This window comes from Pseudomonas sp. efr-133-TYG-5 (assembly GCF_030209175.1).
Lineage (GTDB): Bacteria > Pseudomonadota > Gammaproteobacteria > Pseudomonadales > Pseudomonadaceae > Aquipseudomonas.
The window spans coordinates 2,476,826-2,502,677 of sequence record NZ_JARVSM010000001.1; the positions used below are offsets into that span (position 1 = coordinate 2,476,826).

At 62.4% G+C, this 25,852-nt stretch carries 27 protein-coding genes; 11 read left to right on the forward strand and 16 right to left on the reverse strand.

The window, feature by feature from the left end; translation table 11 throughout:
- Window positions 1-10: 10 nt before the first annotated feature.
- The 3 genes from mlaD to QRN70_RS11300 are packed head-to-tail and all read right to left on the reverse strand — an operon-like array spanning window position 11 to window position 2,087.
- Complete coding sequence (gene mlaD, locus QRN70_RS11290) at window positions 11-478, reverse strand: outer membrane lipid asymmetry maintenance protein MlaD (protein ID WP_007967220.1); 468 nt, start codon at window positions 476-478, stop codon at window positions 11-13.
- On the reverse strand, window positions 478-1,275 hold the full coding sequence (mlaE, locus tag QRN70_RS11295; protein ID WP_285417724.1) for a lipid asymmetry maintenance ABC transporter permease subunit MlaE: 798 nt from the start codon (window positions 1,273-1,275) through the stop codon (window positions 478-480). The genes mlaD and mlaE overlap by 1 nt, the downstream gene beginning before the upstream one ends.
- Window positions 1,275-2,087: an ATP-binding cassette domain-containing protein gene (locus QRN70_RS11300; RefSeq protein WP_285417725.1), complete on the reverse strand. Its 813-nt coding sequence runs from the start codon at window positions 2,085-2,087 to the stop codon at window positions 1,275-1,277. The genes mlaE and QRN70_RS11300 overlap by 1 nt, the downstream gene beginning before the upstream one ends.
- Before the next feature lie 275 nt (window positions 2,088-2,362).
- Between QRN70_RS11300 and QRN70_RS11305 the strand changes: the two genes are divergently transcribed.
- The 10 genes from QRN70_RS11305 (at window position 2,363) to QRN70_RS11350 (ending at window position 9,600) form a co-directional block, all read left to right on the forward strand.
- On the forward strand, window positions 2,363-3,337 hold the full coding sequence (locus QRN70_RS11305; protein ID WP_285417726.1) for a KpsF/GutQ family sugar-phosphate isomerase: 975 nt from the start codon (window positions 2,363-2,365) through the stop codon (window positions 3,335-3,337).
- Complete coding sequence (locus QRN70_RS11310; protein WP_285417727.1) at window positions 3,338-3,862, forward strand: KdsC family phosphatase; 525 nt, start codon at window positions 3,338-3,340, stop codon at window positions 3,860-3,862.
- An 8-nt stretch (window positions 3,863-3,870) separates the two neighbouring features.
- On the forward strand, window positions 3,871-4,443 hold the full coding sequence (lptC, locus tag QRN70_RS11315; RefSeq protein ID WP_285417729.1) for an LPS export ABC transporter periplasmic protein LptC: 573 nt from the start codon (window positions 3,871-3,873) through the stop codon (window positions 4,441-4,443).
- Window positions 4,430-4,975 carry a lipopolysaccharide transport periplasmic protein LptA gene (gene lptA / locus QRN70_RS11320; protein ID WP_285417731.1) on the forward strand — a complete coding sequence of 182 codons (546 nt, stop codon included), beginning with the start codon at window positions 4,430-4,432 and terminating at the stop codon, window positions 4,973-4,975. The genes lptC and lptA overlap by 14 nt, the downstream gene beginning before the upstream one ends.
- A complete protein-coding gene (gene lptB, locus QRN70_RS11325; protein ID WP_108591414.1) occupies window positions 4,975-5,700 on the forward strand; it encodes an LPS export ABC transporter ATP-binding protein in 726 nt (241 codons plus the stop codon). The genes lptA and lptB overlap by 1 nt, the downstream gene beginning before the upstream one ends.
- A gap of 396 nt (window positions 5,701-6,096) precedes the next feature.
- Window positions 6,097-7,590, forward strand: a complete 1,494-nt coding sequence (locus QRN70_RS11330) for an RNA polymerase factor sigma-54 (RefSeq protein WP_285417732.1) — start codon at window positions 6,097-6,099, stop codon at window positions 7,588-7,590.
- A gap of 73 nt (window positions 7,591-7,663) precedes the next feature.
- Entirely contained in the window at window positions 7,664-7,972 is a 309-nt protein-coding gene (gene hpf, locus QRN70_RS11335) for a ribosome hibernation-promoting factor, HPF/YfiA family (RefSeq protein WP_285417734.1), read from the forward strand.
- A gap of 12 nt (window positions 7,973-7,984) precedes the next feature.
- On the forward strand, window positions 7,985-8,449 hold the full coding sequence (ptsN, locus tag QRN70_RS11340; protein ID WP_007953580.1) for a PTS IIA-like nitrogen regulatory protein PtsN: 465 nt from the start codon (window positions 7,985-7,987) through the stop codon (window positions 8,447-8,449).
- Between the two features lie 2 nt (window positions 8,450-8,451).
- Complete coding sequence (gene rapZ / locus QRN70_RS11345; RefSeq protein WP_285417736.1) at window positions 8,452-9,309, forward strand: RNase adapter RapZ; 858 nt, start codon at window positions 8,452-8,454, stop codon at window positions 9,307-9,309.
- A gap of 15 nt (window positions 9,310-9,324) precedes the next feature.
- The gene (locus QRN70_RS11350) at window positions 9,325-9,600 is read left to right on the forward strand and encodes an HPr family phosphocarrier protein (protein WP_285417738.1); all 276 of its coding nucleotides are present in this window, start codon (window positions 9,325-9,327) and stop codon (window positions 9,598-9,600) included.
- Window positions 9,601-9,649: 49 nt separating this feature from the next.
- Here QRN70_RS11350 and QRN70_RS11355 read toward each other — a convergent pair whose 3' ends face one another.
- From QRN70_RS11355 to pmbA, 6 genes are all read right to left on the reverse strand, one after another.
- Window positions 9,650-10,543: a ZIP family metal transporter gene (locus QRN70_RS11355; RefSeq protein WP_285417740.1), complete on the reverse strand. Its 894-nt coding sequence runs from the start codon at window positions 10,541-10,543 to the stop codon at window positions 9,650-9,652.
- Window positions 10,544-10,573: 30 nt separating this feature from the next.
- On the reverse strand, window positions 10,574-11,185 hold the full coding sequence (locus QRN70_RS11360) for a superoxide dismutase (RefSeq protein ID WP_285417742.1): 612 nt from the start codon (window positions 11,183-11,185) through the stop codon (window positions 10,574-10,576).
- Window positions 11,186-11,187: 2 nt separating this feature from the next.
- A complete protein-coding gene (locus QRN70_RS11365) occupies window positions 11,188-11,628 on the reverse strand; it encodes a DUF2753 family protein (RefSeq protein WP_007953590.1) in 441 nt (146 codons plus the stop codon).
- Window positions 11,629-11,655: 27 nt separating this feature from the next.
- Window positions 11,656-13,032 carry a class II fumarate hydratase gene (locus QRN70_RS11370; protein WP_285417744.1) on the reverse strand — a complete coding sequence of 459 codons (1,377 nt, stop codon included), beginning with the start codon at window positions 13,030-13,032 and terminating at the stop codon, window positions 11,656-11,658.
- Window positions 13,013-13,420, reverse strand: coding sequence for a FagA protein (locus QRN70_RS11375; RefSeq protein ID WP_285417746.1), 408 nt, complete (start codon window positions 13,418-13,420; stop codon window positions 13,013-13,015). Before QRN70_RS11375 ends, QRN70_RS11370 begins: the two co-directional genes overlap by 20 nt.
- Window positions 13,421-13,669: 249 nt before the next feature.
- Window positions 13,670-15,016: a metalloprotease PmbA gene (gene pmbA, locus QRN70_RS11380; RefSeq protein ID WP_502941562.1), complete on the reverse strand. Its 1,347-nt coding sequence runs from the start codon at window positions 15,014-15,016 to the stop codon at window positions 13,670-13,672.
- A gap of 108 nt (window positions 15,017-15,124) precedes the next feature.
- Here pmbA and yjgA point away from each other — a divergent pair, with 108 nt between their 5' ends.
- The gene (gene yjgA / locus QRN70_RS11385; protein WP_285417750.1) at window positions 15,125-15,649 is read left to right on the forward strand and encodes a ribosome biogenesis factor YjgA; all 525 of its coding nucleotides are present in this window, start codon (window positions 15,125-15,127) and stop codon (window positions 15,647-15,649) included.
- A 51-nt stretch (window positions 15,650-15,700) separates the two neighbouring features.
- Here yjgA and tldD read toward each other — a convergent pair whose 3' ends face one another.
- From tldD to mreC, 7 genes are all read right to left on the reverse strand, one after another.
- The gene (tldD, locus tag QRN70_RS11390) at window positions 15,701-17,143 is read right to left on the reverse strand and encodes a metalloprotease TldD (RefSeq protein WP_285417752.1); all 1,443 of its coding nucleotides are present in this window, start codon (window positions 17,141-17,143) and stop codon (window positions 15,701-15,703) included.
- A 5-nt stretch (window positions 17,144-17,148) separates the two neighbouring features.
- On the reverse strand, window positions 17,149-18,009 hold the full coding sequence (locus tag QRN70_RS11395) for a carbon-nitrogen hydrolase family protein (RefSeq protein ID WP_285417754.1): 861 nt from the start codon (window positions 18,007-18,009) through the stop codon (window positions 17,149-17,151).
- A gap of 58 nt (window positions 18,010-18,067) precedes the next feature.
- Window positions 18,068-21,871, reverse strand: coding sequence for a YhdP family protein (locus QRN70_RS11400; RefSeq protein ID WP_285417755.1), 3,804 nt, complete (start codon window positions 21,869-21,871; stop codon window positions 18,068-18,070).
- Between the two features lie 75 nt (window positions 21,872-21,946).
- On the reverse strand, window positions 21,947-23,404 hold the full coding sequence (gene rng / locus QRN70_RS11405; protein WP_285417757.1) for a ribonuclease G: 1,458 nt from the start codon (window positions 23,402-23,404) through the stop codon (window positions 21,947-21,949).
- A gap of 58 nt (window positions 23,405-23,462) precedes the next feature.
- Entirely contained in the window at window positions 23,463-24,059 is a 597-nt protein-coding gene (locus QRN70_RS11410; protein ID WP_285417759.1) for a Maf family protein, read from the reverse strand.
- Window positions 24,060-24,122: 63 nt separating this feature from the next.
- Window positions 24,123-24,614: a rod shape-determining protein MreD gene (gene mreD, locus QRN70_RS11415; RefSeq protein WP_285417761.1), complete on the reverse strand. Its 492-nt coding sequence runs from the start codon at window positions 24,612-24,614 to the stop codon at window positions 24,123-24,125.
- The gene (mreC, locus tag QRN70_RS11420; protein ID WP_285418079.1) at window positions 24,614-25,753 is read right to left on the reverse strand and encodes a rod shape-determining protein MreC; all 1,140 of its coding nucleotides are present in this window, start codon (window positions 25,751-25,753) and stop codon (window positions 24,614-24,616) included. Before mreC ends, mreD begins: the two co-directional genes overlap by 1 nt.
- Window positions 25,754-25,852: the final 99 nt, after the last annotated feature.

The following is a 25,852-nucleotide window of genomic DNA, read 5'->3' on the forward strand; positions in this document are numbered from 1 at the left end:
CAAAAGCTCCTCATTTGGCGTCTTTGCTAACGGTATTGAGCAGGAATTTACCGATCAGGTCTTCCAGTACCAGAGACGACTGCGTGTCGTGGATGGTTCCACCATCCTTGAGCCGGGTGTCTTCCCCGCCCACGCTGATACCGATGTACTTCTCGCCCAGCAGACCAGCGGTCAGGATAGACGCTGTGGAGTCGGTCGGCAGATTGTCGACCTTTTTATCCACCTGCAGGGTCACCCGACCGGTGAAGCTGTCGCGGTCCAGATCGATCGCCGTGACCTTGCCGATGGTCACACCGGCCATGGTCACCTTGGCTCTGACCGTCAAACCGGCAATATTGTCGAAGTAGGCATAAAGTTTATAGGTATCGGTGGTCGAAGTCGGAGACAGGCCACTGACCCGCAACGCAAGCAGCAGCAAAGCCAGGATCCCTGCCAGCAGGAACAGGCCGACACCGATTTCCAGGGTGCGGTTTTGCATCAGAAATCTCCAAACATCAAAGCGGTCAGAATAAAGTCCAGGCCGAGCACTGCCAGCGAGGCATATACCACGGTCTTGGTAGTGGCACGACTGATCCCCTCGGAAGTGGGTTCGCAGTCATAGCCTTGGAATACGGCGATCCAGGTCACGACAAAGGCAAAAACCACGCTCTTGATGATGCCGTTGAGCACATCGTCGGCGAAGTTGACGCTGTTCTGCATGTTCGACCAGTAGGAACCTTCATAGACTCCCAGCCAGTCGACTGCCACCCACGAGCCGCCCCAGATACCGACGACGCTGAAGATCATCGCCAGCACCGGCAGGGAAATGAAACCGGCCCACAGGCGCGGGGCAATGATGTACTTGAGCGGGTCGACCCCGATCATTTCCAGGCTGGACAACTGTTCGGTGGATTTCATGTTGCCGATTTCCGCCGTCAGCGCCGAACCGGCGCGCCCGGCGAACAGCAATGCCGTCACCACCGGACCGAGTTCACGCAACAGCGTCAGGGCGACCATCTGACCGACCGCCTGCTCCGAACCGTAGCTCGACAGGATGTTGAAACCCTGCAGCGCCAGCACCATGCCGATGAAAACACCGGACACGACGATGATCACCAGCGACATCACGCCGACCGAGTGCAGCTGCTTGACCAGCAGGCCGAAACCGCCGCCGATGCCACCGCGCCCGAGCAAGGCGTGAAACAGGAACAGGGTCGAGCGACCGAACACGGCAATGGCGTCGATCGCGGCGTGGCCGAAGCGGCGCACGCGTTCTATCAATGAAATTCTGCGCATCAGCGACGCTTCCCCAGAAGATCTGCGCGGTAATCCGTCGCTGGAAAGTGATACGGAACCGGACCGTCAGGGTCGCCGGTCATGAACTGACGGATGCGCGGCTCGGTCGAGTTCATCAACTCGTCCGGCGTGCCCTGCCCCAGTACCTGGCCGTCGCCAACCACATAAATGTAATCGGCGATGCTCGCGGTTTCCGCCAGATCGTGGGAAACCACGATGCTGGTGATCCCCAGCGCATCGTTGAGCAGGCGGATCAGGCGCACCAGAACGCCCATGGCGATCGGGTCCTGGCCGACGAAGGGCTCGTCGTACATGAGGATCTGCGGGTCGAGGGCGATCGCCCGGGCCAGGGCGACGCGGCGCTTCATGCCACCGGACAGCTCGTCCGGCATCAGCTCGATGGCGCCGCGCAGGCCGACCGCCTGCAATTTGAGCAGGACGATGTCGCGGATCATTTCTTCCGGCAGCTGGGTGTGGACACGCAGGGGAAACGCCACGTTCTCGAAGACATCGAGATCGGTGAACAGCGCGCCGCTCTGGAACAGCACGCCCATGTGCTTGCGCGCATCGAACAGATCGCTGCGCGACAGCTTCGGCAGGTTCTGGCCGTTGACCCAGACCTCGCCCTGCGAAGGTCGCAGCTGGGCGCCCATCAGGCGCAGCAGCGTAGTCTTGCCGCACCCGGAAGGTCCCATGATGCCGGTGACCTTGCCCCGCGGGATGCGAATATCGACGTTATTGAAAATGCTCCGCGAACCGCGCTTGAAGGAGACTCCCTTCAGCTCGACCGCGTAGGCGTTATCGGCACTCATCTAAACTCCTTGCGATGCAGCCTCTCACTCGGACGCCTGGCTTTCTGAAGGAAAGCACTTACATCCCGGGCAGGCCGAACTGGCGGCGAACTATATCACTGCAAAGGCCAAGCGCCCAAGGGCTGGCCCCGCGGCATTCGGCGATATGACAGACATGCGTCCTTATTTAGGAGGTTTTGGTAACTGTTAATGACAAAGCACGACGAACTAGCGTGAGGCTTTTCAACATAACCGCTATAATCGCCGCCTTTTCATCGGGCTATACGATTTCTGACATGAGCCAATCCAGCGACCTGATTCAATCGGCACAACGCACCATCCGCCTCGAAGTGGAAGCCGTTCAAGGCTTGTTGCCCCATATCGACGCCGATTTCGTACGCGCTTGCGAGATGATTCTGGCCAGCAAGGGCCGTGTGGTCGTGGTCGGCATGGGCAAGTCCGGGCACGTCGGCAACAAGATCGCCGCCACCCTGGCCAGCACCGGCACCCCGGCATTTTTCGTCCACCCGGCGGAAGCCAGCCACGGCGACATGGGCATGATCACCCGCGACGACGTGATCCTGGCCCTGTCGAACTCCGGTTCGACCAATGAAATCGTGACCCTGCTGCCACTGATCAAGCGCCTGGGCATCCAGCTCATCAGCCTGACGGGCAACCCGCAATCGCCGCTGGCCAAGGCTGCCGAAGTCAATCTCAACGTGCATGTCGAGCATGAAGCCTGTCCGCTGAACCTGGCCCCGACCTCTTCCACCACTGCCGCACTGGTCATGGGCGACGCCCTGGCCGTGGCGCTGCTGGAAGCACGCGGCTTCACCGCCGAAGATTTCGCCTTTTCCCACCCGGGCGGCGCACTGGGCCGTCGCCTGCTGTTGAAAGTGGAAAACGTCATGCACGCCGGCCAGGAGCTGCCACAGGTGCAACGTGGCACCCTGCTCAAGGATGCGCTGATGGAAATGACCCGCAAGGGCCTGGGCATGACCGTGATCCTCGAAGCCGACGGCAAGCTTGCCGGGATCTTCACCGACGGCGACCTGCGCCGCACCCTCGATCGCAGCATCGACGTGCACAGCGCCACCATCGATCAGGTGATGACCGTACACGGCAAGACCGCCCGCGCCGAAATGCTCGCCGCCGAGGCCCTGAAAATCATGGAAGACCACCGAATCAACGCGCTGGTAGTCGTCGACGAGGAAGACCGCCCGATCGGCGCCTTCAACCTCTCCGACCTGCTGCGCGCAGGAGTCATGTAAATGAGCACCGACCTGCTGCAACGCGGCAAAGCGATCAAACTGGCGGTTTTCGACGTCGACGGCGTCCTCACCGACGGCCGCCTGTACTTCCTCGAAGACGGCAGCGAATTCAAGACCTTCAACACGCTGGACGGCCAGGGCATCAAGATGCTGATGAACGCCGGCGTGCAGACCGCCATCATCAGTGGCCGCAAGACCCCGGTGGTCGAGCGCCGCGCCAAAAACCTCGGGATCCCGCACCTGTTTCAGGGCCGCGAGGATAAACTGGTGGTGCTCGACGGTCTTCTGCAGCAACTGGGCCTAAGCTATGAACAGGTCGCCTACCTCGGTGACGACCTGCCCGACCTGCCGGTGATCCGCCGTGTAGGCCTGGGCATGGCCGTGGCCAACGCCGCCGATTTCGTGCGCGAACACGCCCATGGCGTTACCCGTGCCCGTGGCGGCGAAGGTGCCGCCCGTGAATTCTGCGAATTGATCCTGCGCGCCCAGGACCGCCTCGATGCGGCCAACGCCGCGTACCTGTGAGCCAAACCATGTTCAGCAAAAAAGTTCGCAATGTATTGTTGTTCGGCTGTATCGCCGCGATTTTCGCCGCGGTCGGCTACTGGAACATCAGCCCGGAACGCTTCCGCGACAAGCCACCGGTGTCGGCCGAAGAGAGCCCGATCGACTGGTACGCCACCAACACGCACACCCTGCAATACCTCGAGGACGGCCGGGTGCAGTACGAAATGACCTCGGAAAAGGCCGAGCACGTCAAGGCCACCGACATCACCCTGGTGACCAAACCCGACCTCAACATGTTCCGGGGCACTGACTTTCCGTGGCACGTGACCAGCGAGCGCGGCGAGGTCAACTCCGGCGGCACCGAGGTCGAGCTGATCGACTCGGTACGCGTCAAGCGCACCGACGAAAAGAACCGCGACACCCTGATTACCTCCACGCGCATGACAGTGTTCCCGCAGGAACAATATGCGCAGACCCAGCAACCCGTTAGAATCGACGGCGCTGGCGGTGTATCGACTGGCGTGGGCATGAAAGCGTATTTGAAGGAAAGCAGGATACACCTGCTATCGAACGTAAGAGGACAGTATGAGGCTCGTTAAAACCCTCCCTATTTTGCTCAGTCTGGGCGCAGCACTGGGAAGCGTGAGCGCCTGGGCTCTGCCGAACGATCAGCAGCAGCCTATCCGCATCCAGGCCGACGACGCCCAGCTGGACGACAAGAATGGCGTGGCCACCTACACCGGCGACGTCATCATCACCCAAGGCTCGATGAAGGTCACCGGCAACAAGGTGACGATCACCCGCACCCAGACCGGCGACATCGACGTGGTCACCTCGGTGGGCAACCTCGCCTACTTCGAGCAGCTGCAGACCCAGGGCGACACCAAGCCTGTACAGGGCTGGGGCGTCACCATTCAGTACCACGCTGCGCAGAATCGCGTCGTGCTGATCGACAAGGCCAAGGTTGTCGACAAGGACAACAACACCACTCAGGGCGAGAAGATCGTCTATGACACGGTGAAAAAACTGGCCAGCGCCGGTCGTGCCACCGGCAGCAAGGTCACCGAAGCGCGTCCGCGCATCGACATGGTGATCCAGCCGAAGAAGAAAACCGACGAGAAAACCCAGTAATGGCAACTCTGAAAGCTCAGCACCTGGCCAAGGCCTATAAAAGCCGCCAGGTCGTGCGTGACGTCAGCCTGTCGATCGACAGCGGGCAGATCGTCGGCCTGCTCGGTCCGAACGGCGCCGGCAAGACCACCTGCTTCTACATGATCGTCGGCCTGGTGCAGGCCGATCAGGGGCGCGTGCTGATCGATGACCTCGATGTCAGCCACCAGCCGATGCACGGCCGCGCCAAGGCCGGTATCGGCTATCTGCCGCAGGAAGCCTCGATCTTCCGCAAGCTGTCGGTGGCCGATAACATCATGGCCATCCTCGAGACCCGCAAGGAGCTCGACAAGGCCGGTCGTCGCAAGGAGCTGGAAAGCCTGCTGCAGGAATTCCACATCAGCCACATCCGCGACAACCTCGGCATGAGCCTGTCCGGTGGTGAACGCCGCCGGGTGGAAATCGCCCGCGCGCTGGCCACCGCACCGAAATTCATCCTGCTCGACGAACCGTTCGCCGGTGTCGACCCGATTTCGGTCGGCGACATCAAGCAGATCATCCATCACCTCAAGGCCAAGGGCATCGGTGTGCTGATCACCGACCACAACGTCCGCGAGACGCTGGATATCTGTGAAACGGCGTACATCGTCAACGACGGCCAGTTGATCGCCGAAGGCGACGCCGCGACCATCCTCGCCAACGATCTGGTGAAGGAAGTGTATCTGGGTCACGAGTTCCGCCTGTAAGACGCGTGGCGTCTGCCACTTGTGCAGACGCCGCTGCGGCCTCACCTTGCTCACTGCCGGGGCGAAGCCAATCGTCAACTCAGTTTTCTTGGTTTTTATTGCTACAGCGGTCTAGGCAAACACGTCGCTCCAAAGATTCTCAGCAATGACTGGAGCGATACGTCAACCAGGTTTTCTTGGTTTTTATTGTTACAGCGGTCTAGGCAAACACGTCGCTCCAAAGATTCTCAGCAATGACTGGAGCGATACGTCAACCAGGTTTTCTTGGTTTTTATTGTTACAGCGGTCTAGGCAAACACTTCAGTTTCAGGCATATAATTTGCTTAAGTTTGGCGCTTCGGCGCCCTGTAGTGGATGGCGCATGTGCGCCGGCGAATAAGGTGTTAAGCCCCTGCCATGAAACCATCGCTAGTCTTGAGAATGGGCCAGCAGCTGACGATGACACCGCAGCTGCAACAGGCCATCCGCCTGCTCCAATTGTCGACCCTGGATCTGCAACAGGAAATCCAGGAGGCCCTGGAATCCAACCCGATGCTCGAACGCCAGGAAGACGGCGACGACTTCGACAACTCCGATCCACTGGCCGACAACGTCGAACACAAGCCCAACACCGAGATCCAGGAACCTTCCTACCAGGAAACCGCCCCCACGGTGGACAACCTCGAGGACGGCGAGTGGAACGAACGCATCCCCAACGAACTGCCGGTCGATACCGCCTGGGAAGACGTCTACCAGACCAGCGCCAGCAGCCTGCCAAGCAGCGACGATGACGAGTGGGACTTCACCACCCGCACCTCCGCCGGCGAGAGCCTGCAAAGCCACCTGCTGTGGCAGCTGAACCTGGCGCCGATGTCCGACACCGATCGGCTGATCGCCGTGACCCTGATCGACTGCATCAACAACCAGGGCTATCTCGACGAGACCCTCGAGGAAATCCTCGACGCCTTCGATCCCGAGCTGGATATCGAACTCGACGAGATCGAAGCCGTCCTGCACCGCATTCAGCAATTCGAACCGGCCGGTATCGGCGCCCGCAACCTCGGCGAATGCCTGCTGCTGCAATTGCGCCAGCTGCCGGCCAAGACCCCTTGGCTGGCCGAAGCCAAACGCCTGGTCACGGACTTCATCGATCTGCTCGGCAGCCGCGACTACAGCCAGCTGATGCGGCGCATGAAGCTCAAGGAAGACGAACTGCGCCAGGTCATCGAGCTGGTGCAGAGCCTCAACCCGCGTCCGGGCTCGCAGATCGAGTCCACCGAAGCCGAGTACGTGGTGCCTGACGTCATCGTGCGCAAGGACAACGAGCGCTGGCTGGTCGAGCTGAACCAGGAATCCGTGCCGCGCCTGCGCGTCAACGCGCAATATGCCGGTTTCGTGCGCCGCGCCGACACCAGCGCCGACAACACCTTCATGCGCAATCAGCTGCAGGAAGCGCGCTGGTTCATCAAGAGCCTGCAAAGCCGCAACGAAACCCTGATGAAAGTTGCCACCCAGATCGTCGAGCATCAGCGCGGCTTCCTGGAGTACGGCGACGAAGCGATGAAGCCGCTGGTGCTGCATGACATCGCCGAAGCGGTGGGCATGCACGAATCGACGATTTCCCGGGTGACCACGCAGAAATTCATGCATACCCCACGGGGCATTTATGAGCTGAAATACTTTTTCTCCAGCCACGTCAGCACCTCCGAAGGCGGCGAATGCTCGTCCACGGCGATCCGCGCGATCATCAAGAAACTGGTCGCGGCGGAAAATCAGAAAAAGCCGTTGAGTGACAGCAAGATCGCTGGTTTACTGGAGGCACAAGGCATTCAGGTGGCTCGCCGCACCGTCGCCAAGTACCGCGAATCCCTCGGGATCGCGCCTTCGAGCGAACGCAAGCGGTTGATGTAAGCCACGTTACAGCGTTCCAGTGGTAGATCATCGGGTCTACCGCTTTATGCACTGGCAACGAAGGAGAAGCTGTATGCAAGTCAACATCAGTGGACACCAACTGGAAGTGACCGAACCTCTGCGCACCTACATCGGCGAGAAACTCAACCGATTGGAGCGGCATTTCGACAAGATCACCAATGTTCAAGTCATATTGAATGTCGAGAAGCTGAAACAGAAAATCGAAGCCACGCTGCATATCCCCGGCGGAGAAGTGGTTGCCAATGCCGAGCATGACGACATGTATGCCGCCATCGACCTGCTGACCGACAAGCTGGATCGCCAACTCAAAAAGCATAAGGAAAAGACCCAGAGCCTCCTACAGGGCGCAACCGGTCGTTAACACCCCCAACCCATGATCCGACTTGAAAGTATCCTGACCCCCGGCCGTTCCCTGGTGAACGTGCCGGGCGGCAGCAAAAAGAAAGCCCTCGAACAGATTGCCAACCTGATCGCCCGCGAAGTGCCGGATCTGGAGATGCAAGATGTCTTCGAGGCCCTGATCGCCCGTGAAAAACTCGGCTCGACCGGTTTTGGCAACGGCATCGCCATCCCCCACTGCCGCCTCAAGGGCTGCGAAGCGCCCATCAGCGCCCTGATGCACCTTGATGCCCCCATCGACTTCGACGCGATCGACGGCGCGCCCGTCGACCTGTTGTTCGTCCTGCTGGTACCGGAAGCGGCCACGGACGCGCACCTGGAGCTGCTCCGTCAGATCGCCAGCATGCTTGACCGCAAGGACGTGCGCGACCGACTGCGCAGCGCGCCCAGCAATGAAGCCCTGTACCAGGTCGTACTGGAAGAGCAGAACAGGCCTTAACCATGCGCTTGATCATTGTCAGTGGCCGTTCCGGCTCGGGTAAGAGCACCGCCCTGGATGTCCTCGAGGACAACGGCTACTACTGCATCGACAACCTGCCGGCAGGCTTGCTGCCGGAGCTGGCCGAACGCGCGCTGATCCACACCGAGCTGTCGCAGCCGCTGGTGGCGGTGTCGATCGATGCGCGCAACCTGCCCAGCCATCTGTCGCGGTTTCCCGAGCTGCTCGAAGAAGTCCGCAGCCGTCACATCCAGTGCGACGTGCTGTACCTCGACGCCGATGAGGAAACCCTGCTCAAGCGTTTCTCGGAAACCCGTCGCCGCCATCCGCTGAGCAACGCCAATCGTTCGCTGGCCGAAGCCATCAACGATGAAACCGCCCTGCTCGGCCCGATTGCCGACCTGGCCGACCTCAAGGTCAACACCACCAGCCTGAACCTGTACCAGCTGCGCGATACCATCAAGTTGCGCCTGCTCAATCAGCCGGAACCAGGCACTGCATTTCTGGTGGAGTCGTTCGGTTTCAAACGCGGCATGCCGGTGGATGCCGATCTGGTTTTCGACGTACGCTGCCTGCCGAACCCTTATTGGAAACCGGAGCTGCGCGAGCAATCCGGCCTCGATCAGCCGGTTGCCGACTATCTGGCCGCGCAACCGGATGTCGAAGAGATGTACCAGGACATTTATACGTACCTGCACAAATGGCTGCCGCGTTTCGCCGCCAGCAACCGTGCCTATGTCACCATTGCCATCGGCTGCACCGGCGGGCATCACCGCTCCGTCTACCTGACCGAACGTCTGGGCCAGGCGCTGCAGAAAACCCTGAAGAACGTCCAGGTTCGCCACCGCGACCTCAGCTAAAGGATTCACACCGCGATGCCTGCACGGGAAATCGAAATCATCAACAAGCTGGGCCTGCATGCCCGCGCATCGGCAAAATTCGTCGGCGTCGCCGGGCAGTTTCCGGATTGCACGATCAGAGTGGGCCGCACCCCGGAAACCACGGTGGACGGCAAAAGCATCATGGCGATGATGATGCTCGCCGCCGGCAAGGGTACGAAGATCTACTTGAGTACAGAAGGCCACCAGGAGCAGGAAGCCATGGATGCACTGGTGACGTTGATCAACAACTACTTCGATGAAGGCGGTTGATCGAATGGATTGAAGGATCGCAGCCTGCAACAGGCTGCGATCCTTTTTTTCAGCCCAACGCGGTATCCATCACCATCATCAGACAGAAACCGATCAACAGCCCAAGGCTCGCCAGCTTGTCGTGACCATGGCGCCGTGATTCGGGAATCACTTCGTGGGTCACCACCAACAGCATCGCCCCCGCCGCCAGCGCCAGTCCCAACGGCAGCAACAGCTCGGCCAGACTCACCAGCCAGGCACACAGCAGCGCGAACACCGGTTCGACCAACCCTGACGCCGCGCCGATCAGGAACGCCTTGAAGCGCGACATGCCTGCCCCGGCCAGAACCAGCGCAATCACCAGACCTTCCGGCACATCCTGCAACGCAATGCCCATGGCCAGGCTGTCTGCATCCGGCATGCCGCCCCCCGCCGACACGCCGACGGCCATGCCTTCGGGAATGTTATGGGCAACGATGGCGAACACGAACAACCAGATACGCGGCGGTATCAGCGGCTGTTCGACGCTGCCGACGAGCAACTCCGGCGACGCGCCCGACACCCGGCGATCCACCAGGTACAGGCCCAATGCCCCCAAGAGGATGCCGAAGCAGATCAGGCCACTGGCCGCCCACGGCGTCAGGCCCAGGCTCTCGGCAGCGGCAATGCCCGGCACGATCAGCGAGAACGCCGTCGCCGCCAGCATCACCCCGCCACCAAACCCCAGCAACGTATCGCTGAGCGCCTGCGGCATCCGGCGGATGACCAGCACCGGCACCGCGCCGAGCGCCGTGCCGAGGGCGCAGATCGCGCCACCCTGCAACGCCCGCGACAAGCGCGGCTGCAGGTCCAGCCATTGCAGTCCATGGGTGACCAGCAAGGTCATGCCCGCCAACAGCAACAGCGATCCCAACGCGTAACGAAACATACGCCTACTTCCGATCGCCAGCGTTTCAGTGCCCATAGTCAGCCTTGAATTGTTTTTATAGAAGACTCAAACCAGCGCGGCCTGATAACGCGCAGCAACTTCAGGCCAATTGATCACGTTGTAGAACGCACTGATGTATTCCGGGCGACGGTTCTGATAACGCAGGTAGTAGGCGTGCTCCCACACGTCGAGACCGAGGATCGGCGTATTGCCGTTCATCAGCGGGCTGTCCTGGTTGCCACTGCTCTCCACCACCAGTTTCTTGTCCGGGGTGACGCTGAGCCAGGCCCAGCCGCTACCGAAACGAGTCAGCGCGGCTTTGGTGAAGGCCTCCTTGAAACTGTCGAGACCACCCAGTTGTTCATCGATGGCCCTGGCCAGTGCGCCGTCCGGTTTGCCGCCACCATTGGGCACCATGACTTCCCAGAACAGCGAATGGTTGGCGTGGCCACCGCCCTGATTGATCACCGCCGCGCGGAGTTTTTCCGGCAACTGCTGGACACTGGCGACCAGCTTCTCTACCGGCCATTCGGCGTACTCGGTGCCTTCGACTGCGGCGTTGAGGTTGTTGATGTAGGTCTGGTGGTGCTTGGTGTAATGGATCTCCATGGTCTGCGCATCGATATGCGGTTCGAGGGCATCGTAGGCGTAAGGCAAGGCGGGCAAGGTAAAAGCCATTTTCAGTGGACTCCATGGTGATGAGGGGCGGGCGCGCGGCGTGCATTGCCGGTATCCGGGTGCAGCAGGCGCTGGGTGCGCGGGTATTCGCCGTGCTCGCTGATGAAATTCAGCAGTTCGACGTAGGTCTTGCTGCTCTGGCGCAGCGCCGCTTCGCGCAGGGCCGGACGCAGGCGCTCGTCCTGCATGGTCTGCAGCAGCCGCTGATGAATCGCGCACAGGTACTCGGCGCTCTCCTCCGGCTGGTTCAGACGCAGGTGCAGATCGGCCAGGTTGTGGTGGGAAATGACGCAGGCCGCCACCGCTTCGTCGGCATCGGCCCAGCGCTCGAACAACACCTGCGCCAACGCCAGGGCTTGCAGATAGGCCTCGCGGGCATCGATCAGCTCGCCCAGCATGAAGCAGCGATTGGCCCGTTCGATCGTGCGTTTCCAGTGCTCCATGGTGAGCCTCCAAAGCGGTTGCGGTGGTTACACGCCGCCGGCGGTGAGTTTCTCGGGATTGAGCAACTCTTCCAGCTGGCTGCGCGACAGATCGGTGTGCTCCAGCGCGACGTCGATCACCGGACGGCCCTGGCTGTAGGCCTGCTTGGCGATTTCGGCGGCTTTCTGGTAGCCGATGATCGGGTTGAGCGCGGTAACCAGGATCGGGTTGCGCGCCAGCGCTTCCTTGAGCCGCACCTCGTTGACCTTGAACGTGGCGATGGCTTTGTCACCGAGCAGGCGGCTGGCGTTGGCCAGCAATTCGATGCTGCTCAGCAGGTTGGCAGCGATGATCGGCAGCATCACATTGAGTTCGAAATTGCCGGACTGACCGGCGATGGTGATCACCGAATCGTTGCCGATCACTTGTGCGGCGACCATCGCGGTGGCTTCCGGAATGACCGGATTGACCTTGCCCGGCATGATCGACGAACCCGGTTGCAGGCCTTGCAGCTCGATTTCACCGAGACCGGCGAGCGGGCCGGAGTTCATCCAGCGCAGGTCATTGGCAATTTTCATCAGCGACACCGCGGTGGCCTTGAGCTGGCCGGAAACGGCGACAGCGGTGTCCTGCGAGCCGATCAGGGCGAACAGGTCCTTGCCCGGGGTGAATTGCACCTGGGTCAACTGGCTGAGGTGCCGGCTGAAGCACGTGGCGAATTGCGCGTGCGCATTGATCCCGGTGCCCACCGCCGTGCCGCCCTGGGCCAGCGACTGCAGGCTCGGCAGCAGACTCTGCAGATGGCCGATGTTGGCCTTGAGCTGCTGCGCCCAGCCATTGAGCACCTGACTCATGCGTACCGGCATCGCATCCATCAGGTGGGTGCGGCCAGTCTTGACGTGATGGTGCACTTGCGCGGCCTTGTGCTCGATCACCTGCACCAGGTGCAACAGCGCCGGCAACAGTTGCTCATGCAAGGCCAGCGCGGCGCTGACGTGAATGGTGGTCGGAATGATGTCGTTGCTGCTCTGGCCGCAGTTGACGTGATCGTTGGGGTTGACCGGCTCACCGAGCAGACGGCTGGCCAGGGTGGCGATCACTTCGTTGGCGTTCATGTTGGAGCTGGTGCCGGAGCCGGTCTGGAAGATGTCCACCGGGAAATGCTGCATGAAGTCGCCTTCGAGCAGGCCCTGGGCAGCATCGCTGATCGCTTTGCCCTGGGCGGCGCTGAGCTGGTTCAGTTCGACATTGGCGCGGGCGGCGGCGGCCTTCGCCAGGATCAGGGCGCGAATGAATGGGGTCGGCATCGGCTTGCCGCTGATCGGGAAGTTATCCACGGCACGCTGGGTCTGCGCGCCGTAGAGAGCGTTCACCGGCACCTGCAACTCGCCCATGCTGTCGCGCTCAATACGTATCTGGGTCATCGGTAAATCCTTGGACTAGTTCAATGAGAGGAATCGAGGGTTGCAACTCGCAGGTCGCCAGCTGCCAGGTGTAGCTTTGCCAGCGCTTGAGGCGGCATTTGCACAGCGCCAGGCGCTCCATTTCCCGCAGCGGGCGCCAGGCCTGATCGAGGCAGAAGCTGCGCCAGTGCCACGGCAAGGCGATGTCGGTGGCGGTGTCGAGCAGCAGGCGCAGGGAGGTTTCAGCGACGGTCCAGGGCGATGTCGCCGTACAGCAGGCCAGATACCGGCCTTCGGCCAGGTAATGTTCGATCAGGCGCGGTTCGTCGGGATCCATCGCGCAGCGGATCTGGCGACTCATCCAGCGCCAGTTTTCGAGGTAAGGCTGCTCGTGCAAGGCAGAACTCATGATCCTGGGCTCATTCGATAATGAGATTTATTATTAGATGATAATGATAACCAAAACAAGAGCAGCCATTTACACAGACTCCATGGTGGGAGCGAGCCTGCTCGCGAAAGCTATTTAACAGCCGACCGCGGCGGCGACTGACACGACGCGTTCGCGAGCAAGCTCGCTCCCACAGGGGTTTGTGCGGAGCCAAGAAAAAAGGCGCGCCACCCGATGGGGTGGCGCGCCTTTTGTGTTGCCGTCGGGGACTTAACTGCCGGCGACAGTCATCCGCTCGATCAGCACGGAGCCCGTGCGAATGTTGCTGCGCAGCTCCAGGTCATTACCGACCGCGACGATCTGTTTGAACATGTCGCGCATGTTGCCGGCGATGGTCACTTCCTGCACGGCGAACTGGATCTCGCCGTTCTCAACCCAGAACCCCGCCGCCCCGCGCGAATAATCGCCAGTGACCATGTTCAGGCCATGGCCCATCAGCTCGGTGACCAGCAGCCCGCGGCCCATGCGCCGCAGCAGCGCGGCCTGGTCTTCGTCGCCATGGGTGACGAACAGGTTATGCACGCCGCCGGCGTTGGCCGTACTCGGCATGCCGAGCTTGCGCCCGGAATAGGTGCCGAGGATGTACGACACCAATTCACCCTTTTCGACGAACGGTTTGGCGTAGGTGGCCAGGCCATCGCCGTCGTAGGACGCACTGCCCATGGCGCGCATCAAATGCGGGCGTTCGTCGATGGTCAGCCATTCCGGAAACAGCTTCTGCCCCAGTGTGCCCTCGAGGAACGACGATTTGCGATACAGGCTGCCGCCGGACACCGCCGAGAGGAAACTGCCGAACAGGCCCCCCGCCAGCTCGGCGGAAAACAGCACCGGCACTTCGCAGGTCGGCACCGGCCGCGCGCCCAGTCGGCTCGCGGCCCGTTGCGCAGCACGCTGGCCAATACTGACAGGATCGGCCAGCAGGCTGCCCTGGCGATTGACGTCATACCAGTAGTCGCGCTGCATCTGGCCGTCGGCTTCGGCGATCATCACACAGCTCAGACTGTGCCGGGTGGAGGCATAGCCGCCGATGAAACCGTGGCTGTTGCCGTACACGCGGCAACCCTGATGGGTGCTCAGGGTGGTGCCATCGGCATTCTTGATCCGCGCATCGGCGTCGAACGCCGCCGCTTCGCAGAGCAAAGCCTTTTCAATGGCTTGCTCGGGAGTGATGTCCCATTCGTGGAACAGGTCGAAATCCTGCACATCGCGCGCCATCAACGCGGCATCGGCGAGCCCGGAAGCTTCATCTTCGGAGGTGTGCCTGGCGATGGCCAGGGCAGCCGCGACGGTTTCGCGAATGGCCTCCGGCCCGGTGGCCGAGGTGCTGGCCGAACCCTTGCGCTGACCGACGTACAGGGTGATGCCGAAACCCTGGTCGCGATTGAATTCGACGGTTTCGACTTCGCGCTGACGCACCGAAGTCGACAGGCCCTGCTCCAGCGACACCGCCACTTCACAGGCACTGGCACCCTGACGCTTGGCTTCGGCGATGATCTGCTCGACCTGTTCCTGCAGTGCCGGCAATGCCTGTGGGCCGACGCTATCAACTGCACTCATGCTCATCTCCACTCAAATTCTGCTTTCGGCGGGGGTCTTCTGGCGACCGGGCCGGACAAGCGGCCCCCGACTGGTTATCATGGCGGCGTTTCTTTGCGGACTGCCACCATGGTTGATTCTTACGACGACTCCCTCGATACGGGAGAAAAAAGCAAATCCCAGGTCAAACGCGAGCTGCATGCTCTGGTTGACCTTGGCGAGCGCCTGACAACACTCAAGCCTGATCTGCTGGCAAAACTGCCATTGACCGACGCCATGCGTCGGGCGCTGGCCGATGCGCCGAAGCACACCGCGAATATCGCGCGTAAACGCCACCTGCAGTTCATCGGCAAACTGATGCGCGACCAGGACACGGCGGCGATCCTGCTGCTGCTCGATCAACTCGATGCCTCCACCCGTCAGTACAACGAGCGTTTCCACAATCTCGAGCGCTGGCGTGATCGCCTGATCGGCGGCGACGATGCCGTGCTGGAGAAATTCGTCGTCGAGTACCCGGACGCCGACCGCCAGCAACTGCGCTCCCTGATCCGTCAGGCCCAGCATGAGGTTGCGCAAAACAAGCCTCCTGCCTCGAGCCGTAAAATCTTCAAGTACATCCGTGAGCTGGACGAGACTCAACGCGGTCTGCGCTGATATTCGCCACCGGGTGGCCGCTCTGCGCGCCACCCGAAGCTCCATCCCTTCTTATGCGCCCGTGCCACCCACGGTAATCGCATCGATCTTCAGTGTCGGCTGACCGACACCCACCGGCACCGATTGCCCGTCCTTGCCGCATGTGCCTACACCGCTGTCCAGCGCCAGATCGTTACCGACCATCGACACCCGGCTCATCGCCTCGGGGCCGTTGCCGATCAACGTCGCGCCCTTGACCGGCGCGGTGATCTTGCCGTCCTCGATCAGGTACGCCTCGCTGGTGGAGAACACGAACTTGCCGCTGGTGATGTCGACCTGACCGCCGCCGAGGTTGGCGCAGTAGATGCCCTTCTTCACCGACGCGATGATTTCCGCCGGATCGCTTTGACCGCCGAGCATGTAGGTGTTGGTCATGCGCGGCATCGGCAGGTGCGCATAGGATTCGCGGCGACCGTTGCCGGTGCGCGCCACGCCCATCAACCGCGCGTTGAGCTTGTCCTGCATGTAGCCCTTGAGCACGCCGTTCTCGATCAGCGTGGTGCACTCGGTCGGGGTGCCTTCGTCGTCGACGCTCAGCGAGCCGCGACGACCACTCAACGTGCCGTCATCGACGATGGTGCACAGCTTGGAGGCAACCATTTCGCCCATGCGCCCGCTGTAGGCGGAGCTGCCTTTGCGATTGAAGTCGCCTTCCAAGCCGTGGCCGACCGCCTCGTGCAGCAGCACGCCGGACCAGCCCGAACCAAGCACGACCGGCAAGGTGCCGGCCGGTGCCGGAATCGCTTCGAGGTTCACCAGCGCCTGGCGCAGCGCTTCGCGGGCGTAGCTCATGGCGCGGTCTTCGGCGAGGAAATAACGGTAGTCGGTACGCCCGCCGCCGCCATGCCCGCCACGCTCGCGACGGCCATTCTGCTCGACGATGACGCTGACGTTGAAACGCACCAGCGGCCGCACATCGGCCGCCAGGCCACCGTCGGTGGACGCCACCAGAATCCGCTCCCAGACCCCGGCCATGCTCACGCTGACCTGCTGGATCCGTGGATCGAGGGCACGGGTGGCGACGTCGATACGCTTGAGCAGCTCGACTTTTTCGGCGCGGCTGAGGACTTCCAGCGGGTTGTCCGGCGCATACAGTTGGGCGACGTCCTGGCGGGTGAACGCCTGCACCTTGCCGTTCTGCCCGGCACGGGAAATCGAACGCGCGGCACGGGCCGCGGCGCCAAGGGCTTCGAGGGTGATCGCATTGCTGTAGGCAAAACCGGTTTTCTCACCGGACTGCGCACGCACGCCGACGCCCTGGTCGAGGTTGAAGCTGCCTTCCTTGACGATGCCGTCTTCCAGCGCCCAGGACTCGGAAATCTGCCCCTGGAAATACAGGTCGGCCGCGTCGATGCCCGGGCCTGCCAGGTCGCCGAGCACGCCTTGCAGGCTCTCGATCGTCACGCCGCCGGGCGCCAACAGGTGATCACTGACTGAGGACAACAACTCGCTCATAGGTTCTACGCCTTAAATTCGTGTTCTGAAGCAGGTCGCTGTGCGCCCTGCGAAAAAAACCGCCGATGACGGGTCACCGGCATGCGCGTCCGGATGGACGCCTGTTCGCTGCTATCGCGCTCGGCCAGCAGCACGGCCTCACCTTGGTCCTGTTGCGTCAGCACGCGGCCCCACGGATCGACAATCGCCGCATGACCGTAGGTTTCCCGCGGCCCCGGATGAGTGCCGCCCTGGGCTGCCGCCAGCACATAACACTGGGTCTCGATGGCGCGCGCGCGGATCAGCACATCCCAATGCGCCGCACCGGTCACGGCGGTGAAAGCCGACGGCGCGGTGATCAGCTCGGCCCCGGCGGCGCGCAATTCGCTGTAAAGCTCCGGGAAACGCAGGTCGTAGCACACGGTCAGGCCCAGCTTGCCGACCGGCGTGTCCGCGACCACGACGCCATTGCCATAAGCATAGTCATCGGATTCGCGATAACGGCCGCGATTGTCCGCCACATCGACATCGAACAGATGCAGCTTGTCATAACGCGCAACGATTTCGCCGGATGAGTTGACCAGCAGCGAGCAGGCATTGGACTTCGCCGTCGGCTGGTCGACCGGCGGCAACGGCAACGTGCCCGCCACAATCCATAACCTGAGGTCGCGGGCGGTCTGTTTCAACCAGGGCAAGATCGGGCCGGTGCCGAGTGCTTCGGCGCGGCCGATATCGGCGATGTCGCGACGGCCCATCGCGGCGAAGTTTTCCGGCAGCACCGCCAGTTGTGCGCCGCCGGCGGCCGCTTGCTCGAGCAAACGCCGGGCATCGCGCAGATTGGCCAGCACGTCGCTCTGGCTGACCATTTGAATCACCGCTAAAGACATGGCGCGCTCCGCAAGAGGTAGGCGACCATGCTACTCCATCGCTTCAGGGCCTGGCTGTTCAAAAAGGCTTGTCGAAGGTGATTTTCGGCTCTTTCCATGGCCCCTTGACGGTGTACTTGACGCTGGCGAAGCGGGCCACGCGGTCGCCGATCAGCTTGTCGATCAGGAACAGCGCGCCGCCGACGGCCGGTGCGCCGACGATCAGCGCAGCGATCGGCAGGTTATTGGTCACCGGCAAGGTCACCAGCAACCTGGCATCGACCTGATCGCCGACCAGGTCGAGGGTGCCGTTGAGCTCGAGGTTGCTCGACGGCCCGGTCAGCACGATCGGTTCACGAGTGACGTAGACACCGTTGGTCGCCACCAGCAGGCCTTTGACGCGGTCATAGCTCAGGCCTTTGCCGAACAGATCGGAGAAGTCCAGGCGCAGACGCCGGCCGATCGAGTTGAAATTGAGCAGGCCGAACACCCGCAGCGCTTGCGCGCCGCCCTCGACTTCGACGAACTGGCCCTTGTTCAGCGATGCGTCGAGGGTGCCGGAGAAGCGCTTGGTCGCCAGCCACGCCGGCGAACCCGGCCAGCGGCCGTCGACGTCCATGTGGAATTCTTCGCTGGTCACGCTCGGCGCGAAACCCCAGCCCTTGAGCACGTCGGCGAGATTCTTGCCGCCGATCCGGCCCTTGTACCAACTGCTGGTGGCACCCGGTGCCCCTTCCCAGCCGCCGTTGCCCTGCAAGAGGATGCCCTTGAGGCCGAGGTCGAGATTGTTCAGGGCGATGCCCTTGGGCGTCGGCCGGACTTTCAGCGACCAGCCGCCGACCAGGTCCTGGCCCTGGAACAGCTGATTGATGGTGATGTCCAGCGCAGGGATTTTCGTCGGGTCGACGGAAGCCAGCGGATCGGGTGAATTTTCATCGGCCTGCACCGTCGGGTCCGGCGCGGGCAAGCGCACGTATTGCAGATTCACCGCAATCGGCGCGCCCTTGGCGTCGGGCAGGCCTACGTTGCCCTTGGCTTGCTGGCTGTCGAGGGCCAGGGCCCATGCGCCGGGCTTGCGATTGAGTTGCACCGCGGCCTGATCCAGGGTGGTGCCGAACGCCGTCAGCTTGCCGATCTTGAAATCGGCACTGCTCAACAGTTGCTTGGCACTGCTGCCGGCATCCTGCCCGGCATACTTGTCGACCAGGTCCTGCCAGGGTTTGACGTCCAGCTCCGACAGCTCGCCGCGGATGCGCAGGCCCTTGTTGCCGGGCAGCACCGCTTCGCCAGCGCCGAGGAACAACTCGCCGCGGCCATCGGCGAAGCTGCTCGGCGGCGCCGCGAACGTGAAGTTGGCCAGTTGATCGTAATTGACCCAGTAGCGCCGCTCCGGCCCTTGCAGGGTCATGCGGAATACCGTGTCGCGGCCGACATCCGCCGCCATGCCGAACGGCGCCGGCAGGTCCACGGCAACACCCTTGAGGTTGGAGCTGACCAGCAACTGGCTGTCCGTGCCATCGAGGTTCAGTTGCAGTTGATAGGGAATCGTCCCGGACACCGGCAATGGCTGCGTCACGCCCAGCCAGTCGGTGAGCTTCTTCACCTCGACTTGCCCCGACGCCGCGACCCGGGTCTTGAGCTTGCCAGGGCTGCCGTCGGCGAAGATCTGCGCCGTGACCGGTTTGTCGAAGGCCCGCGCACTGATGTTCTGCCCGCTCAGGCCCTTGGCGCTGTCGAAGCGGAAATCGCCCTTGAGCTGACTCAGTTCCAGTTTCGGCTCGGCCAGTTTCAAGCGCGCGTTGGCGGTCTTGAAGTCGACGAGGATTTTCGGCTGGTCGCCGCCCTTGTCCAGCGGGATATCCAGTTTCAGCTTGCCCTGCAGGTCACCCGCGCCTTCCCAGCCGGCGAAGGTTTCGCCGGTGCCGATCGGCGCTTCCTGGAGAATCTTCAGCCCGTCGCCCAGGCCGCCGGCAAAGGCGCCGTCGAGGAACATATGCGTATGCTGCCCGCTCGGCACGTGGGGAATGTTGACGAACACGTCGCTGACTTGTGTGTCGAGCAATTGGCCCTTGCTGGCAACGATCCGTACGCCGCTGTCTTCGATGAACACGTCACCGTCGACCTTGCTCACATGCGGCCAGCCTGGCTGGAACGCCAGTTCGGCATCATGCACCTTGAAGAACAGGCTGATGCTGCGATCCGCCTCCCCGGCATTCTTGTTCAGCGAGCCCTGATACTGGAAGAAACCCTGGTCGACCGCGCCCTTGAGAATCGCCGTGCGCAGCCACTCGTCGAGGGCCGGGCTCAAGACTTCGGGCAGGTACTTGGCGGTGTAGCGGCCATCGCCATCGACCAGGCCGACCCGCAGGTCCATGTAGTCTTCCTGGCTGTGGTCGAAATGCAGGCGGATCAGGAAGTCGCCGGCAATCCTGCCCTCTTCGCCGAGCACCTTGAGGTACGGCGCAATCAGGGTGAAGCCTTCCTTGTCGAGCTTCCAGGTCAACCGGGCGTTGGCCTGGATGTATTGCCACGGCTTGGCGAAGATCGGATCGAGGTGCAGGACGAAATCCTTGCTGTCCAGGCGCAGCTCGCCGCCGTCGAGGTTGCCACTCAGGCTGCCGCTGACGTTACGGGCTGCCGGGGCGCCGTGATAGGCATCGAAACCGACATTGTCCAGATTGGCCGCGAAGCCGAATTTGCTGCCATCGCTGGCGTTGGGGCGAAAATCCAGCAGCACATTGCGCAGGCCGCCAGTGACTTTCAGATGGTCGATGACGGTGGCAACACTTTCCGGCAACGGACCCAGCGCGTTGAGCAACGGAGTGAGCGGCGTCAGGTCGAGGCGATCGGCCTGCAGGTGCCAGCGTTCGTCGTTCTCGCCGGCGGCAGTCTGCTTGATTTGCAGGCGTGATTCCCAACGGGTTTCGGCGAAGTTCATCGCCAGGGAATCGAGGGTGACGATGGCCCCCTCGGCACCTCGCTGGAAGTAACCGTTAAGCGCCAGGTTGTTGATCTGGATCGGCTTGCGTTCGGCGTAGGCGCCGATCAGTTGCGGCGCGTTCAGACGGACCGCGGCACTTTGCAGGGCGCCCTCGCTCCAGTTGACCCACAGCTCGCCACCGGCCTTGATCCGGGAGAAATTCCATTGCTGGGTCAGCCGCTCGGGCAACCATTTCGACCAGTCGCTCTGCGGCAGGCTGACATAGCCCTCGACGCTGCTGTCCGGCAGCTGGCTGGGGCGAATCCGCGTGCGCAGGCTCAGCGCCACCGGCTGGCCGTCGGGCAGGGTCAGGCGTGCGTCGAGGCGCTGGCGACTGGAGCCGGTCTTGAGGTTGAGGCCGACATACGTCAGGGTCAGCGGCGCCTGGTCCTGCGGCTGCAAGGTGACCTGGCTGTCGAGCACCGACAGTTGCTGAACCATCTGCATGCGATTGAACAGCTGCTCGGGGTCCAGCGGCTGGTCCTGCTGCACGGGCAGGCCCTCCAGCGACCAATGACCATCCGTGCCTTCCTTGAGGCTGATCTTCAGGCCGTTGAGTTCGAGGTGGGCGATGCGCACTTCGCGGGCCAGCAGGCTGGCCCACAGATCCGGCACCACGCGCACCCGATCCAGGCGCAACGCATTGGCGCCACTGCCGACCATCACATCGTGGGCCAGCAGAATCGGCGCGAAGCCGTGCCAGTTGCCTTCCAGCTCGCCGATCTGCAACGGCATGCCGAGGGCCGTGCTGGCCTTGTCCTCGACTTCGGCGCGGTATTCGGCCACCAGCGGCGTGAGTTCCCGGCCGAGGCTGACGTACAACGCCATCAACACCAGAACCAACGCGCACAGGCCCAGACCCCAGCGGGTCAGTGCGGCCAAAATGCGTGTCAGACGTTCCATGTCAGATGGCTCCCATGGCGAAAATACGGCGAAACGCTGAGGCCAGCTGTTTCAGGAAAGATGCGTAGCAGCGTTTCAGAGCAGCACCACGTCGTATTGTTCCTGGGAATACATGGTTTCTACCTGAAAACGTATGGTGCGACCGATGAAACCTTCAAGCTCGGCGACGTTACCGGATTCTTCATCGAGCAGGCGGTCGACCACTTTCTGGTTGGCCAGCACGCGATAACCTTCGGCCTGATAGGCCCGCGCCTCCCGGAGGATCTCGCGGAAAATCTCGTAACAGATGGTTTCGGCAGTTTTCAGTTTGCCGCGTCCCTGGCAGCTGCTGCAGGGTTCGCAGAGCACTTGCTCGAGACTTTCACGGGTGCGCTTGCGGGTCATCTGCACCAGGCCCAGCTCGGTGATGCCGATGATGTTGGTCTTGGCGTGATCGCGCTCGAGCTGCTTCTCCAGAGTGCGCAGCACCTGGCGCTGGTGCTCTTCGTCCTCCATGTCGATGAAGTCGATGATGATGATCCCGCCGAGGTTGCGCAGGCGCAGTTGCCGGGCGATCGCGGTGGCCGCCTCGAGGTTGGTCTTGAAGATGGTTTCTTCGAGGTTGCGATGGCCGACGAAGGCGCCGGTGTTCACGTCGATGGTGGTCATGGCTTCGGCCGGGTCCACCACCAGATAACCGCCGGACTTGAGCGGCACCTTGCGCTCGAGGGCTTTCTGGATTTCGTCCTCGACGCCGTACAGATCGAAGATCGGCCGTTCGCCCGGGTAATGTTCCAGACGATCGGCGATTTCCGGCATCAGTTCGGCGACGAACTGCGTGGTTTTCTGGAAGGTTTCCCGCGAGTCGATGCGGATCTTCTCGATCTTCGGGCTGACCAGGTCGCGCAGGGTGCGCAGGGCCAGGCCGAGGTCTTCGTAGATTACGCTCGGCGCGCCGATGGTCTTGATCTGTTCGCTGATCTGATCCCACAGGCGCCGCAGGTAGCGGATGTCCATGAGGATCTCATCGGCGCCGGCCCCTTCGGCGGCCGTGCGCAGAATAAAGCCGCCCGCCTCCTTGATGCCCTCTTTCGCCACGCAGTCGCTGACCACCTGCTTGAGGCGCTCGCGTTCGGCTTCGTCTTCGATCTTCAGGGAAATACCGACGTGCGCGGTGCGCGGCATGTACACCAGATAGCGTGAGGGAATCGACAGTTGCGTGGTCAGGCGCGCGCCCTTGGAGCCGATCGGGTCCTTGGTGACTTGCACCACCAGGCTCTGGCCTTCGTGCACCAGCGCGCTGATGCTTTCCACCGCCGGGCCTTCGCGCAGGGAGATTTCCGAGGCATGGATGAAGGCTGCGCGATCCAGGCCGATGTCGATGAAGGCCGCCTGCATGCCCGGCAACACCCGTACCACCTTGCCTTTGTAGATGTTGCCGACGATCCCGCGTTTTTGCGTGCGTTCGACGTGCACTTCTTGCAGCACACCGTTTTCGACCACCGCCACGCGCGATTCCATCGGCGTGATGTTGATCAGAATCTCTTCACTCATGGCAGGGTCTCGTTCAGGCATGTTCACGATAATGGCCGCATCTTGTTCCGGACGCCGCTTACTGCGCGTTCAGGGTTTGCCAACAGGGTATGCCGAAATGGCCGAGCAGTTCTGCGGTTTCGCACACCGGCAACCCGACTACGGCCGAATAACTGCCGTTGAGGCCGGCGACAAATACCGCACCAAGGCCTTGAATGCCATAACCGCCCGCCTTGTCCCGGGGTTCGCCGCTGGCCCAGTAGGCCGCGGCTTCCTCGCGGCTGATCGGGCGAAAGCGCACCAGACTGCGCACCACGCGCGACTCGCAACGGTCGCTGTCGAGCACGGCAATCGCGGTCAGCACTTCATGTTCCTTGCCGGACAACATCATCAGCATGGCGCATGCGTCGGCTTCGTCCACCGGTTTGCCGAGAATTTTGCCCTCGAGCACCACAGCGGTATCGGCCCCCAGCACGCAAGCCGCGACGTCGCCGGCGAGCGTGCGCCGCCCGGCCTCGGCCTTGCCACGCGCAAGGCGTTCGACATAGGCCGATGGCGATTCATGGGATAGCGGGGTTTCATCGATGTCCGCACTGATGGCGGTGAACGGCACGCCGATCTGCGTGAGCAACTCACGCCGACGCGGCGAGCCCGAGGCGAGGTAAAGCGACTTCATCCAAACATCTCCCTGTTGAGTGCCCTGCCTCATGGCACCGGTGCGGGCCCATGCCTGACCGAATCAATTGATTTTGTAGCGCCGGCGCAATCCACGCAAAGCGAAGCTGACCCATGGCCAGAGCAAGGCACTGACCAGAGCCGGCAGCACCAGGGCCAGCGTCGGCTGGCGGTTGCCGGTCAGGGCGCTGAGCCACAATTGGACCAACTGGGCGAGGCCGAAGATCACCAGGATCACCAGGCTCTGCTGCCACATCGGGAACATCCGCAGGCGCTGCTGCAACGACAGCACGAGGAACGTGATCAGGGTCAGGATCAAGGCGTTCTGCCCCAGCAACGTGCCATACAGCACGTCCTCGGCCAGGCCCAGGCAGAACGCGGTGACCATGCCGACCATCTGCGGCATGTACAGCGCCCAGAACGCCAGGAGCAGCGCCAGCCACAGCGGACGGAGGATTTCCATGAACTGCGGCAGCGGCGAAACGCTGAGCAGCATGCCGATGGCAAACGTCAGCCAGACGATCCAGCCATTTCGGGAGGCTTTGACACCGACCATTATTCTCGTCCTCCAGTGGCGGCAGGGGCTGTGACCGGTGGTTTGGCGGCTGGCCGGGCAGCGGCAGGCTGCGCAGCCGGCGGTTTGCTCGCTGCCGGCGCGGCGGGCGGTTTGCTCGCGGTGGCCGGCGGTTTGCTCACCGGTTTGGCTGGCGTGGTCGCTGCGGGCGCCGCGGTAGCCGCAGGGGCTGCCGGAGTGGCCGCGGCGGCCGGGGCCGTCACGGTTTTCGGTACGGTCGCCGGAATCACCGGGCCGCCGCCCTGGGCATCGAGGTTTTCCTGGGCCTGGGCCGCGTCGTTGGCGCGTTCTTCAGCGGTACGGTTGTCGCTGAACACCAGCAACAGGTAGCGGCTGCGGTTCAGCGCGGCGGTCGGTACGGCACGGACAATGGCGAATGGCTGGCCGGAATCGTGGATCACTTCCTTGACCGTGGCCACCGGGTAGCCCGCCGGGAAGCGCTGGCCAAGACCGGAGCTGACCAGCAGATCGCCTTCCTTGATGTCCGCCGTGTCGGCGACGTGGCGCAGCTCGAGGCGCTCCGGATTACCGGTGCCGCTGGCAATCGCCCGCAGGCCGTTGCGGTTGACCTGCACGGGAATGCTGTGGGTCGTGTCGGTCAGCAGCAGGACACGCGAGGTGTACGGCATCAACTCGACCACCTGGCCCATCAGGCCGCGGGCATCGAGCACCGGCTGGCCGAGGACCACGCCATCACGCTCACCCTTGTTGATGATGATGCGATGAGTGAACGGGTTGGGGTCCATGCCGATCAACTCGGCCACTTCGACCTTTTCGTTGACCAGCGCGGAGGAATTGAGCAACTCGCGCAGCCGCACGTTCTGCTCGGTCAGGGCGGCAAGCTTCTGCAGGCGCCCCTGCAGCAGCAGGTTTTCGGTCTTGAGTTTTTCGTTTTCGGCGACAAGCTCGGTGCGGCTGCCGAACTGGCTCGCGACACCTTCCCACAGCCGTCCGGGCAGATCGGTGATCCAGTAGGCGTCCATCAGCACCAGCGACATCTGGCTGCGTGCGGGCTTGAGCAGACTGAAACGGGCATCGACCACCATCAGCGCAACCGACAGCACGGCCAGCACCAGCAGGCGGACGCCCAATGAAGGGCCCTTGGCGAAAAGCGGTTTAATAAGCCGCTCCTCCCAGGCAAATGTTCTGTTTATTCATACGGCATCAAACCGGCCTGGATGAAGACTGACAGAAGATAAACGCCAACAGGCAGCACTGCA

What these genes read in the sequence shown, in the direction of transcription:
- rapZ (WP_285417736.1), top strand. Translation starts at nt 8,452, where the DNA reads ATGCGCTTGATCATTGTCAGTGGCCGTTCCGGCTCGGGTAAGAGCACC.
- QRN70_RS11375 (WP_285417746.1), bottom strand. Translation starts at nt 13,420, where the DNA reads ATGAGTTCTGCCTTGCACGAGCAGCCTTACCTCGAAAACTGGCGCTGG.
- tldD (WP_285417752.1), bottom strand. Translation starts at nt 17,143, where the DNA reads ATGAGCGAGTTGTTGTCCTCAGTCAGTGATCACCTGTTGGCGCCCGGC.
- QRN70_RS11305 (WP_285417726.1), top strand. Translation starts at nt 2,363, where the DNA reads ATGAGCCAATCCAGCGACCTGATTCAATCGGCACAACGCACCATCCGC.
- QRN70_RS11370 (WP_285417744.1), bottom strand. Translation starts at nt 13,032, where the DNA reads ATGACCCAGATACGTATTGAGCGCGACAGCATGGGCGAGTTGCAGGTG.
- yjgA (WP_285417750.1), top strand. Translation starts at nt 15,125, where the DNA reads ATGGTTGATTCTTACGACGACTCCCTCGATACGGGAGAAAAAAGCAAA.
- mlaE (WP_285417724.1), bottom strand. Translation starts at nt 1,275, where the DNA reads ATGCGCAGAATTTCATTGATAGAACGCGTGCGCCGCTTCGGCCACGCC.
- QRN70_RS11395 (WP_285417754.1), bottom strand. Translation starts at nt 18,009, where the DNA reads ATGTCTTTAGCGGTGATTCAAATGGTCAGCCAGAGCGACGTGCTGGCC.
- rng (WP_285417757.1), bottom strand. Translation starts at nt 23,404, where the DNA reads ATGAGTGAAGAGATTCTGATCAACATCACGCCGATGGAATCGCGCGTG.
- mreD (WP_285417761.1), bottom strand. Translation starts at nt 24,614, where the DNA reads ATGGTCGGTGTCAAAGCCTCCCGAAATGGCTGGATCGTCTGGCTGACG.
- QRN70_RS11310 (WP_285417727.1), top strand. Translation starts at nt 3,338, where the DNA reads ATGAGCACCGACCTGCTGCAACGCGGCAAAGCGATCAAACTGGCGGTT.
- QRN70_RS11355 (WP_285417740.1), bottom strand. Translation starts at nt 10,543, where the DNA reads ATGGGCACTGAAACGCTGGCGATCGGAAGTAGGCGTATGTTTCGTTAC.
- QRN70_RS11400 (WP_285417755.1), bottom strand. Translation starts at nt 21,871, where the DNA reads ATGGAACGTCTGACACGCATTTTGGCCGCACTGACCCGCTGGGGTCTG.
- lptC (WP_285417729.1), top strand. Translation starts at nt 3,871, where the DNA reads ATGTTCAGCAAAAAAGTTCGCAATGTATTGTTGTTCGGCTGTATCGCC.
- QRN70_RS11300 (WP_285417725.1), bottom strand. Translation starts at nt 2,087, where the DNA reads ATGAGTGCCGATAACGCCTACGCGGTCGAGCTGAAGGGAGTCTCCTTC.
- lptB (WP_108591414.1), top strand. Translation starts at nt 4,975, where the DNA reads ATGGCAACTCTGAAAGCTCAGCACCTGGCCAAGGCCTATAAAAGCCGC.
- QRN70_RS11365 (WP_007953590.1), bottom strand. Translation starts at nt 11,628, where the DNA reads ATGGAGCACTGGAAACGCACGATCGAACGGGCCAATCGCTGCTTCATG.
- lptA (WP_285417731.1), top strand. Translation starts at nt 4,430, where the DNA reads ATGAGGCTCGTTAAAACCCTCCCTATTTTGCTCAGTCTGGGCGCAGCA.
- QRN70_RS11410 (WP_285417759.1), bottom strand. Translation starts at nt 24,059, where the DNA reads ATGAAGTCGCTTTACCTCGCCTCGGGCTCGCCGCGTCGGCGTGAGTTG.
- ptsN (WP_007953580.1), top strand. Translation starts at nt 7,985, where the DNA reads ATGATCCGACTTGAAAGTATCCTGACCCCCGGCCGTTCCCTGGTGAAC.
- pmbA (WP_502941562.1), bottom strand. Translation starts at nt 15,016, where the DNA reads ATGAGTGCAGTTGATAGCGTCGGCCCACAGGCATTGCCGGCACTGCAG.
- hpf (WP_285417734.1), top strand. Translation starts at nt 7,664, where the DNA reads ATGCAAGTCAACATCAGTGGACACCAACTGGAAGTGACCGAACCTCTG.
- QRN70_RS11350 (WP_285417738.1), top strand. Translation starts at nt 9,325, where the DNA reads ATGCCTGCACGGGAAATCGAAATCATCAACAAGCTGGGCCTGCATGCC.
- QRN70_RS11360 (WP_285417742.1), bottom strand. Translation starts at nt 11,185, where the DNA reads ATGGCTTTTACCTTGCCCGCCTTGCCTTACGCCTACGATGCCCTCGAA.
- mlaD (WP_007967220.1), bottom strand. Translation starts at nt 478, where the DNA reads ATGCAAAACCGCACCCTGGAAATCGGTGTCGGCCTGTTCCTGCTGGCA.
- QRN70_RS11330 (WP_285417732.1), top strand. Translation starts at nt 6,097, where the DNA reads ATGAAACCATCGCTAGTCTTGAGAATGGGCCAGCAGCTGACGATGACA.